Source organism: Actinophytocola sp. (assembly GCF_050699915.1).
Taxonomy (GTDB): Bacteria; Actinomycetota; Actinomycetes; order Mycobacteriales; family Pseudonocardiaceae; genus Actinophytocola.
On sequence record NZ_JBOHGA010000221.1, the window covers coordinates 1 to 9,878 of the forward strand.

At 69.1% G+C, this 9,878-nt stretch carries 9 protein-coding genes and 2 pseudogenes; 10 read left to right on the forward strand and 1 reads right to left on the reverse strand.

Annotated elements, in window-relative coordinates; all coding sequences use genetic code 11:
• Window positions 1–2 precede the first annotated feature (2 nt).
• The 4 genes and pseudogenes from ACRDSK_RS27695 to ACRDSK_RS27710 form a co-directional block, all read left to right on the forward strand.
• Window positions 3–860, forward strand: coding sequence for a carbohydrate ABC transporter permease (locus tag ACRDSK_RS27695; protein ID WP_431444270.1), 858 nt, complete (start codon window positions 3–5; stop codon window positions 858–860).
• 1 nt (window position 861) lies between these two features.
• Window positions 862–1,755 (forward strand): carbohydrate ABC transporter permease, encoded by an 894-nt coding sequence (locus ACRDSK_RS27700; RefSeq protein WP_431444271.1) that lies wholly within the window; start codon window positions 862–864, stop codon window positions 1,753–1,755.
• Between the two features lie 247 nt (window positions 1,756–2,002).
• Entirely contained in the window at window positions 2,003–2,365 is a 363-nt protein-coding gene (locus ACRDSK_RS27705; RefSeq protein WP_431444273.1) for a helix-turn-helix transcriptional regulator, read from the forward strand.
• 123 nt (window positions 2,366–2,488) lie between these two features.
• Window positions 2,489–2,665, forward strand: a pseudogene (locus ACRDSK_RS27710) (alpha-amylase family glycosyl hydrolase); the annotation flags it as partial.
• 209 nt (window positions 2,666–2,874) lie between these two features.
• On the opposite strand, the gene ACRDSK_RS27715 reads toward ACRDSK_RS27710, so the two are convergent.
• Complete coding sequence (locus ACRDSK_RS27715; RefSeq protein ID WP_431444274.1) at window positions 2,875–3,261, reverse strand: Rid family detoxifying hydrolase; 387 nt, start codon at window positions 3,259–3,261, stop codon at window positions 2,875–2,877.
• Between the two features lie 772 nt (window positions 3,262–4,033).
• On the opposite strand from ACRDSK_RS27715, the gene ACRDSK_RS27720 reads away from it, so the two are divergent.
• The 6 genes and pseudogenes from ACRDSK_RS27720 to ACRDSK_RS27745 all read left to right on the forward strand — a co-directional run.
• Window positions 4,034–4,513 (forward strand): hypothetical protein, encoded by a 480-nt coding sequence (locus tag ACRDSK_RS27720; protein ID WP_431444275.1) that lies wholly within the window; start codon window positions 4,034–4,036, stop codon window positions 4,511–4,513.
• A gap of 576 nt (window positions 4,514–5,089) precedes the next feature.
• Window positions 5,090–5,749, forward strand: a complete 660-nt coding sequence (locus tag ACRDSK_RS27725; protein WP_431444276.1) for a response regulator transcription factor — start codon at window positions 5,090–5,092, stop codon at window positions 5,747–5,749.
• Complete coding sequence (locus ACRDSK_RS27730) at window positions 5,742–7,070, forward strand: sensor histidine kinase (RefSeq protein ID WP_431444277.1); 1,329 nt, start codon at window positions 5,742–5,744, stop codon at window positions 7,068–7,070. Before ACRDSK_RS27725 ends, ACRDSK_RS27730 begins: the two co-directional genes overlap by 8 nt.
• 45 nt (window positions 7,071–7,115) lie before the next feature.
• Window positions 7,116–7,451, forward strand: a complete 336-nt coding sequence (locus ACRDSK_RS27735; RefSeq protein WP_431444278.1) for a PepSY domain-containing protein — start codon at window positions 7,116–7,118, stop codon at window positions 7,449–7,451.
• On the forward strand, window positions 7,438–8,757 hold the full coding sequence (locus ACRDSK_RS27740; RefSeq protein ID WP_431444279.1) for a hypothetical protein: 1,320 nt from the start codon (window positions 7,438–7,440) through the stop codon (window positions 8,755–8,757). Before ACRDSK_RS27735 ends, ACRDSK_RS27740 begins: the two co-directional genes overlap by 14 nt.
• A 45-nt stretch (window positions 8,758–8,802) precedes the next feature.
• A pseudogene (locus ACRDSK_RS27745) lies at window positions 8,803–9,141 on the forward strand (IS701 family transposase); the annotation flags it as partial.
• Window positions 9,142–9,878 lie beyond the last annotated feature (737 nt).

Below are 9,878 nucleotides of genomic sequence, written 5' to 3' on the forward strand. Positions count from 1 at the left end.
GCATCCTGCCGTGGCTGGCCGCGCCGGCGCTGGTGTTCTTCGTCGGCTTCGCCGTCATCCCGGTCGTCGGCGTGCTCGCGCTGAGCTTCACGACGTGGGACGGGATCGGCGGCATCCAGCCGTCCGGGCTGACCAGTTGGCGGGCCGTGCTCTCGGACCCCGGGCTGCCGCACGCCGTTTGGGTGACGTTCCTGGTGATGATCGCTTCCTGGGCGGTCCAGACACCGCTCAGCATCCTGCTCGGCACGTTCCTCGCCGGTCACCAGCGCTATCGCGGCGTGCTGGCCGTGGTGTACTTCATCCCATTGCTGCTCAGCTCCGCGGCGATCGCGATCGCGTACAAGGCCTTGCTCGACCCGAACTTCGGGCTCGGCGCCGGGCTGGGTATCGACTTCCTCAGCCAGGACTGGCTCGGCAGGCCGGGGCTCGCGTTCGGCCTCGTCGTCTTCGTCGTCTCCTGGCAGTTCATCCCGTTCCATTCGCTGCTCTACCAGGGCGGTGTCCGCCAGATTCCCGTGTCCATGTACGAGGCCGCGCAACTGGACGGCGCCGGGCGGATCCGCCAGTTCTTCAGCATCACGCTGCCCCAGTTGAAGTACACGATCATCACCTCGTCGACGCTCATGGTGGTCGGGTCGCTGACCTTCTTCGACCTCATCTACGTGCTGACCGAGGGCGGCCCCGGCGACGCGACCCGGGTGCTCGCGGTGGACATGTACAAGCGGGGTTTCCCGGGCGGGCTCATGGGGCCCGCCAGCGCCATCGCGGTGATTCTCGTCCTGGTGGGCCTGGCCATCGCCCTGCTGCTACGCCGGCTCGGCGGCCGCGACGCGAGTCAGAGCCAGATGGAGGGCGCCTGACATGAGCGCCACACTGACCAGGCCGCAGCGACAGGCCGCCACCCGCGGCGAACGGCCGCACCGCACCGGTTCGGCCACCCAGGGGCGCAACTGGCTCGGCGGGCTGGCCGGTTGGCTGTGGCTCGGCGTCGTCGTCATACCCATCTACTGGGTCCTCATCACCAGCTTCAAGGCCCAAAGCAGCTACTACGCGAGCAACCCCATGGTGCCGCCGAGCGACCCCACGCTGGAGAACTACCGGTTCGTCATCCAGTCCGACTTCATCACCTACTTCGTCAACAGCGTCGTGGTCACCGCCGGCGCGGTGGTGCCGGCGGTCACGTTCTCCTTCATGGCCGCCTACGCCATCGTGCGGGGCTGGCCCGGCCGGTTCCTGCGCATGGTAAACGGGCTGTTCCTGATGGGCCTCGCCATCCCGCTGCAGGCGACTGTCATCCCCGTCTACCTGATCATCATCAAGCTGCACCTGTACGACAGCCTGCTGGCGCTGATACTTCCGTCGATCGCGTTCGCCATCCCGCTTTCCGTGCTGGTGCTGACCAACTTCATCCGCGACGTGCCGAGGGAACTGTTCGAGTCGATGCGGGTCGACGGCGCCAGCGAGTGGACGACGATGTGGCGACTGGCGGCGCCGCTCACCCGGCCGGCCATCGTCACCGTGACCATCTACAACGCACTGACCATCTGGAACGGATTCCTGCTGCCGCTGATCCTCACCACCAGCCCCACCCAACGGACCCTGCCGCTCGCGCTGTGGACCTTCCAGGGCCAGTTCAGCGTCAACGTCCCGGCCGTCGTCGCCGCCGTCGTCCTCACCACACTGCCCATCCTGGTCCTGTACGCCTTCGGCCGCCGTCAACTGCTCAGCGGTCTGGCAGCCGGCTTCAGCCGGTGACCAGCAACGTGGCGATGTCGAAGAGTCAGGACGGTCGGCGTAGGGAGAACTTGTTGACCTCTGTCTGAAGCTCCGCGGCAAGGTTCCTGAGGCTGCCCTTCGCGTCCCGGTCGGAGCTCTCCTCGGATGGCCGACCGCCGATGTGGCAGGCGATCTGAGCTATCCCGGCCGACGCTTCCACGACGCCGCGATTCATCTCGTTTGTGTTCGCGTGCTGCTGCTCGACGGCCGAGGCGATGGACTCCTGGTGGTCGTTGATACTGCGGATGATCTCGCCGACGCGGTGGCCGCCGCTCGCACCGTCCTGCGGCGACGGCTCGGCGACGGCTCGGCGACGTATCCCGTGCGCCTCGTGGCGAGCGAGCTCGGGGTGAGCACCAGAACCCTCCAGCGGCAGCTCGGCGAGGCCGGCACCAGCTTCGCCGAGTTCCTGCCGGACACCAGGCGGGACCGGGCGGTCTTCTACTTGCGAAAAGCGAACCTCACCTTGTCCGAGATCTCGTTCCTGCTCGGCTTCGACACGCCGTCCTCGTTCTTCCGGGCCTTCGCCCGCTGGACAGGGCAAACTCCGCGCGCCTTCCGCAACGGCGCGTCGATCCCGATCCGCTGAACGCCCGATCACCGGTCACCAGCTGTCGGTGCACTAACCGGAGATCCCCTGGCCCTGCCTTGGCCGCGGCGAACTCCGACCAGGCGGTCCGAAGTGCCGCCGCCAGTCATCCGGGTCGCAGCCCCCGACAACTGGCGGTCGCGGTTCGGTGGGCCGGCTTGGACCAGAACCACCGAGCCCGACGGCAGCCCCAGCGAGTGGTAACTGCACCTGTTCGCGCCAGAACAGGCGGACCTGGACTGGGAGAACCCGGAGGTGCGGGACAAGTTCGAATCGATCCTGCGGTTGGCTTGGCCCCGCTTCGGCATTCTGATTGGGCCCCACCTGCTTGGGTACTAGGAGTCGTTGCAAAGCCCTCGTTGTGTTGTCGTCGCAGGAAACTAGGATTGCTGAGTTGCTGGAGGCAGGTGTAAGTAACTGGCGAGCAGCCGAACGGCGGCCCATGGCACCGCGCGGCCGTGGGCAGGTCCCGTTGTCGGTTGCCCAGGCGGTGTACGACCGGGCTGAGGTCAGTCGGTGGACAGGACGGCGATGGCGTCGATGGAGATGAGGAGGTTGCGTGGCAGGGCCGCGTTCGCCGGGGCTGAGCGAGCGGGTGGCGGGTCGGGCATGAAGCGGGCGTAGATGGCGTTGATGGACGCGAAGTCGTCGACGTTCGTGTAGAAGATCGTGGTCTTGACCAGGTTCGCCATGGACGCGCCCGCGGCGGTGAGCACGGCGTCGAGGTTGCGGAGCGCGAGCTCGGTCTGTTCTTCGATACCGTCGGGCGCAACGCCCGTCGCTGGGTCGATCCCCGCCGTGCCCGAGCAGAACACGAATCCGTTGGCGATGATCGCCTGGCTGTAGGGTCCGATCGCCTGTGGTGCGTTGTCCGTCGAGACGGCCTGCCGAGCCATGCTGAACCTCCATAAGCTCCCATGTGCACACACGGCACATCCCACTCAGCCTAGGTGTTCTCGGTGACCCACAAGCCACGCCTTCGCACGTTCTGGCTTCTGTCGGCCAGCCCCTTCGTACGACACTCATGACGACCGAGGTCGTTTGTTCTGGTTGGGTGACCTGGAAGCGCTGCCTCCGGCTTGGCTGTGGAGGCACAGGTGCTCCTTCGTCGCGCGAAGAGAGATGCGCATGGATGTGTTTCAGCCAGATGTCGGGACACCGGATACCGGCCCGGGCGCTGTTTGTCGTCGACATCGAGAACTCGACCGCCAATCGCGATTCCGCCACGCTAGCTGCGGTGTTGCGATGTCGACCAACGCATGCCATCGACGTCGTACGGAGTGTGCCGGTCCCTGACGGATGGCTGTAGCCGCGACCAGACCCTCGGCAGTTGGGTGAAACATCCATGTGGACCGAGCCCATCAAGTCAGGAGGACTGCGGCCCCGCGTCTTCCTCCGCGGGCAACCGGCAGGTCGAGACCTCACTTGTTGAGCGCGCGACGGGTGAATAATGTGCAGTCGGTCCTCGGACACCAGTATTGGTGACATCGCAGTCTCATGGTGAAATCTCGCCATCCGATTCTTCGGTCGGAAGCTTTCGTTGTCCTACTGGGACGGTCTTGCGCGTGGTGCAGACCAAGACGCAGGCCGGGTCGGGACTGCGGCCGATGGCGCCCGGGCACTTCGCCGTCGCTACATGTGTTGGTCTGTCGAGGTTTCGACGGGGGCGTGGTGCTGTTCGCCACCGTCGCCGGCTTGGTCATCGCCGCGACGAGCCGGCGCAGTTGTCGCCGCACCAGGCTCGGTGGTGTCGGCGCGGCCGGGGTCATCGTCGCGGTCACGGTGGTGCTGGTGCTGCTCGCCGTCCCCGACCCTGGTGTGGTCCGTGGCGATCTGGCCCGAGCGCAGCGACACCGAGTATCCGGCGTGCACCCAGCACGAGGCGTTGGTCAACTACGCGTTCGCTGGCGCTCCGCCACGATCCTGTGCCCCTACGACGCCGAGCGCCTGTCCTCGGTCGTGCTGGCCGACGCCGCGGCCACGCACTCGATCCTGGTCGACCACGACCCGTGGTGGGCCAGCCCGGACTACGCCCCGACCGCATCGTCGCCACCTACAACCAACCTCTCGACACCCCTGCCGCCGCCGACGAGGTCGGCATCACGACGAGCACGCCGCACCGGATTCTGCGGTGGGCTGTGCGGCTAGCTGCCGTCGCGGATCTGGTCGCTGAGCGGTTGGCCGACGTCGTCCTTGTCGTCACCGAGTTGGCCAGCAACGCCCTCGACCACGGCACCGGTCCTCGCCGGCTCCAGCCTGGCGTACCAACACCGCGTTGGTCTTCCAACCCGTGAAGCCTCGGTGTGCAGGGCGACGGACTGACCGCCGTGCCTGTAGTGGTGAGTGCCCGCCTTCGCCCGCCGGATGTGGTCGAGACGGATCTCCTGGTGCCCCAATACATCGTGACGGCTTGCGGGTCGCGGCGGATCAGGCGGTTGCCGTCCGCGTCGTAGACGAACTCGTCACCTCGCCGTTGGCCCCGGTCGCCAGGTGACCCTCGGTGTTCCCCTTGAGGGTCTGGCCTTGGCCGGACATCTCGCAGCTGTTGGTGGCGCCCGGCGGGTCATAGCCGAACTCCTCGAGTGTGGGGCCGCTGGTGCCGGTGTTTGGTGATCGAGTTGAGCGTGTGGCCTGGTAGGTGTCGGTGGGGTCAGCCAGACGAGCAAGCCGTTCAGCGCGGTTTCAGTCGACATCAGGCAGGCTGGGCCCGAGCAGGGAGATGCGTTGCGCGTGCTGGTGGTGGAGGATGAACGGCGGCTGGCCGCCGCCCTACGAGACGGCCTGGAAGCCGAAGGCTTCGCCGTGGACGTGGCCGGCGACGGCGAAGAAGGCCTTTGGCTCGCCCGCGAGAATCCCTACGACGCGCTGGTGCTGGACATCATGCTGCCCAGGCTGAACGGCTACGAGCTCTGCGCGACCCTCCGCGCGGAACGGATCTGGACGCCGATTCTCATGCTCACCGCGAAGGACGGCGAGTGGGACGAGGTCGACGGGCTGGACATCGGCGCCGACGACTACCTCACCAAGCCGTTCTCCTACGCGGTGCTGCTCGCCCGGCTCCGCGCGCTGCTGCGCCGGGGCGCACGGCCGCGGCCGGCTGTCCTCCAGGCGGGTGCGTTGCGGCTCGACCCGGCGACCCGGCAGGTGTGGCACGGCGACACCGAGGTCGAGCTGACCGCTCGCGAGCACGCGCTGCTGGAGTACCTCATGCGTCGGGCCGGGGAGGTGGTGGGCAAGCTGGAGATCATCGAACATGTGTGGGACGTGAACTTCGACGGCGACCCGAACATCGTCGAGGTGTACGTGCGGCGGCTGCGGACCAAGCTCGGCGCCGCCACCATCGAGACCGTGCGCGGTGCCGGATACCGGCTCAAAGATGGCTAGTACGGTCCGGGTCCGCACCACGGCAGGGGCGGTCGGCGTGGTCGGGGTGGCCCTGCTACTCGGCGCGGTGACGCTCGTGCTCATCGTTCGCTCGACGCTGACCGAGAACGTCCGCGCGGCCGCCGAGACCAGGGCCGGTGAGGTCGCCGCGGTGCTCGCCGCCGGCGGCGACGTGCCGAGCCTGGCGGTCGGAGAGCCGGACGAGCAGCTGATCCAGATCCTCGATGAGGACGGCCGGGTGGTGGCCGCGAGCGAGAATGTCGCCGGGCGGGCGGCGGTGGCGCGGCCGGCGCCGGGCGAGGCGGTAGAGGTGCATACGCCGGTCGACGAGGACCTGTTCCTCGCCGTCGCCGCGAACGCGCGGATGCCCGACGGGCGGCGGACCGTCGTCGTGGCGCGGGCGCTGTCCGACGCGCTGGAGTCGACCCAGGTGCTCGTCCAGCTGTTGGCGGTGGGGCTGCCGCTGCTGCTGGTCGTGGTCGGGGTGACGACGTGGCGGGTGGTGGGCCGCGCGCTGGCCCCGGTGGCCGCGATCGGCGGCGAGGTCGACGCGATCTCCGCCGCCGAGTTGCATCGCCGGGTGCCGGAGCCGGCCTCGGGCGACGAGATCGCGCGGCTGGCCCGCACGATGAACCGGATGCTGGCCCGGCTGCAGGGCGCGCAGTCCGCCCAGCGGCGATTCGTCTCGGACGCCTCGCACGAGCTGCGCACGCCGACCGCGTCGATCCGCCAGCACACCGAGGTCGCCCGCGCGTACCCGGACCGGGTCACGGTCGCCGGGCTGGCCGAGCCGGTGCACGCGGAGGCGTTGCGCCTGCAGCGCCTGATCGACGATCTGTTGCTGCTCGCGCGTGCCGACGAGGCGGGGCTCGCGCTGCGTCGGGTGCAGGTGGACGTCGACGACTTGGTGCTCGCCGAGGCCGACCGGGTGCGCCGGGCACTAAGCGTGGACACATCTGGTGTGACGGCTGGGCGCGTGCTCGGTGACCCGGCGGGGTTGCGGCGCGTGCTGCGTAACCTGGCCGACAACGCCGCCCGGCACGCGTCATCGGCCGTCGCGTTCGGCATCGCCGTGGCCGACGGGTCGGTGACGGTCACCGTCGACGACGATGGGCCCGGCATCCCGGCCGCGGAGCGGACGCGGGTGCTGGACCGGTTCGTCCGGCTGGCCGACGCTCGGGCACGCGACGAGGGCGGCAGCGGCCTGGGGCTGGCGATCGTCGCCGAGCTGGTCGCCGCGCACGGCGGCACGGTCGCCATCGCCGACGCCCCGCTCGGCGGCGCCCGGGTGGCGGTTACGCTCCCGGGCGTTCAGGACTAGTTCAGCGTCCGCGGCGCAGGGTGTGTCCGTCGAAGGGAGACGGACATGAAGCGCATGATCATCGTGGCGGTGGTGGCCGCCGGTCTGATCGCGGCCGGGGCCAGCATCGCGTTCGCAACCGGGCAGCAGGACGACAACGCTGGGCCTGACGGCACCGATCAGCCGATCACCGGCCCGGCGCTGGACAGGGTCGAGAAGGCGGCGCTCGAGCACACCGGCGGCGGGCGGGTCACCGAGACCGAGGTCGGCGACGAGGAGGGCTACTACGAGGTCGAGGTGACCGTGGACGACGGCCGCCAGGTCGACGTGCATCTCGACGAGAACTTCGCGGTGCTCGGCTCAGCCGGGGACTCCAAAGAGGACTCCGATGAGGGACGGTAGTCGCTGGGTGGGTGTGGCGGCAGCCGTGTTCGTGCTCGCCGGCTGTGCGGCCGACCCCGGCCCGGCCGCGCCCGCCGACGACTGCGTGAAGATCGTCGAGGAGGGCGGCACGGAGACCGACCGGTGCCTGCCGCTCGCCCCGGAGGACGGGCGCGTGGACACCGGCACCCCGAGGTTCGGCAACCCGCTCAGGGTGACGAACCCCTTGCACCCCACCGGCATCGTCCGGCAGACGATCTACGGCGGGCAGGTGGACGGCAAGCCGTTCCGCACCGAGGTGACGCTGCTGCCGGAGCGCAAGATCATCAACTGGGGTGGTCACCGGATCGACGCGCTGGAGAGCCAGTACTTCGCGCTGTCCGACGGCCGGATCAAGGAGGTCGCGCTCGACTGGTACGCCCAGGCCGACGACGGCTCGGTGTGGTACCTGGGCGAGGACGTCTTCAACTACGAGGACGGCGAGGTCGTCGACACCGACGGCACCTGGGTCGCGGGTGCGGACGCGCCGGCCGCGATGATCATGCCGGCGCATCCGGCGAAGGGCGACGTGTACCGCCCGGAGAACAAGCCCGGCGTGGTGTTCGAGGAGGTCACCGTGTCCGCCACGAACCAGACGGTGGACGGGCCGAGCGGGCCCATCGAGGGCGCCATCACCGTCTCGGAGCTACACATGGACGGCTCGCGGGAGGACAAGACGTTCGCGCCCGGCTATGGCGAGTTCTCCACCGGCAACGCGGACGGCGACCATGAGGCTGCATCGCTCGCGCTGCCCGCCGACGCGACGAACGCGCCGGTACCGCCCACAGTGGACGCTCTGGCGACCGCGATCCGGCGGGCCACCGACGCGGTCGCCGGGGCCGACTGGGCGGCCGCCGACACCGCGACCGCGGCGGTGGCGAAGGCGTGGACCGCGGCACGCCCGGAGGACGCGCCGCTGCCGCTGCTCACCCGCCAGATGGACCGCGACATCGACACGCTCACCACGGCGGTGTCCCAACGGGACGCGGGCGGCGCCCGCGACGCCGCCCTGCGGGTGGCGCAGAACGAGCTGGACGTCCGATCCCGCCACGAGGCGGTCGACCCGACACGGGTCGCCCTGTGGGCCCGCCAGTTGGTCATCGACGCCGCCGCGGACGACCAGGCGGCGGTGGCCGGCGACCTGGCGAGTCTGAAGTGGACGTTCGACCGCATCCGCGGCGACGTCCCCGACCCGGCCGCCGTCCACCGGACCCTGACCGCCCTGGGCGAGGCCGTGGAACAGGGCGACCTCGCCGCGGCCGCCACCGAGGCCCGCAAGCTCGGCTAGGGCGACGCGCTGGCCACGCCCGAGCTCACGGGGTGGCCAGCGCCTCGGGCTGGGATGCTGGCCCGTCGCTCGATGACCCGCAACAGCAAGGGCGAGTACGAGCTTGCCTACTACTTGTGCTGCGCCCCAACAGGAACCACAGACGACGAGCTCATTCGCGTCGCGGGCGCACGCTGGGCGATCGAGGACTGTTTTCAGACCGCAAGACCGAGGTCGGCCTGGACCACTACCAGGTCCGCCGCTGCGACGCCTGGTATCGGTACATCACCCTGGCCATGCTCGCCCACATCTACTGGCCGTAACCGCCGTGATCGCCCCAACAGCCCTGGCACGGCCTCATCCCGATCACACTCGGCGAGATCAAGCGTCTCCTGGCACACCTGACGACCACCCTGCCCGACCGCGTCGTGACCTGGGCCTGGTCCCACTGGCGCAGACGCCACCAATATAGCGCCCAACAAGCCCACTACCAGCGCAGATAAGCTCAAGATCACTAAGAGCGTGTCTCGTTTGGATCTTGAGCGCACTGCCGCGATGATCATCTGCTGTGCTCCTCCGGCCCGGCGCAGGGCCGCTCGGCGAACACGACCGGGGCCGAACTTGCCCGCTTCCGCCGATGGCCGGTCCGCCCTGGTGCTCGCGGATCTGCACGGCCTGCGCGATCCCGCGATGGTTGATGCCCTCCAGCACCTGGTCCTCGCGGCGGGCGGCGCGATCGACGGGTCCGCCGCTGCTAGGTGAGGCGAACCAGCACGAGCCGCGATCATGCCGGATAGCGATCAGTCACGCGCCGATACCAGTTGACCTGCACGGACGTGTCTCTCGGCACGTACAACGTCGGCCACGGGCTCCTCGGCTACGTCGCACGGGTACCACCTGGGCTCGAACGGGATGTCCTCGGCCAGCTCACGGTCGATCGGGTCGTCGATACGGATGATCGGGTCGTCTTAGGGGTCCTAACAGATTGAGTGGTTCTTGAGTTTGTGCCAGCAGGTGAGGCTGTATCCGATGCTGGTGAGCGCTTCGTGAATGTCGTCGCGGCGCTCTCAGCGGATGTGGAGGCGGCGGAACCAGTGCAGGAGTGCGTAGGCGTGTTCGACGACCCATCGGTGGATGCCGAG

Excerpts from the sequence above, each read along its gene's own strand:
- ACRDSK_RS27715 (WP_431444274.1), bottom strand. The coding sequence starts at position 3,261 with ATGGCTCGGCAGGCCGTCTCGACGGACAACGCACCACAGGCGATCGGA.
- ACRDSK_RS27700 (WP_431444271.1), top strand. The coding sequence starts at position 862 with ATGAGCGCCACACTGACCAGGCCGCAGCGACAGGCCGCCACCCGCGGC.
- ACRDSK_RS27740 (WP_431444279.1), top strand. The coding sequence starts at position 7,438 with ATGAGGGACGGTAGTCGCTGGGTGGGTGTGGCGGCAGCCGTGTTCGTG.
- ACRDSK_RS27730 (WP_431444277.1), top strand. The coding sequence starts at position 5,742 with ATGGCTAGTACGGTCCGGGTCCGCACCACGGCAGGGGCGGTCGGCGTG.
- ACRDSK_RS27735 (WP_431444278.1), top strand. The coding sequence starts at position 7,116 with ATGAAGCGCATGATCATCGTGGCGGTGGTGGCCGCCGGTCTGATCGCG.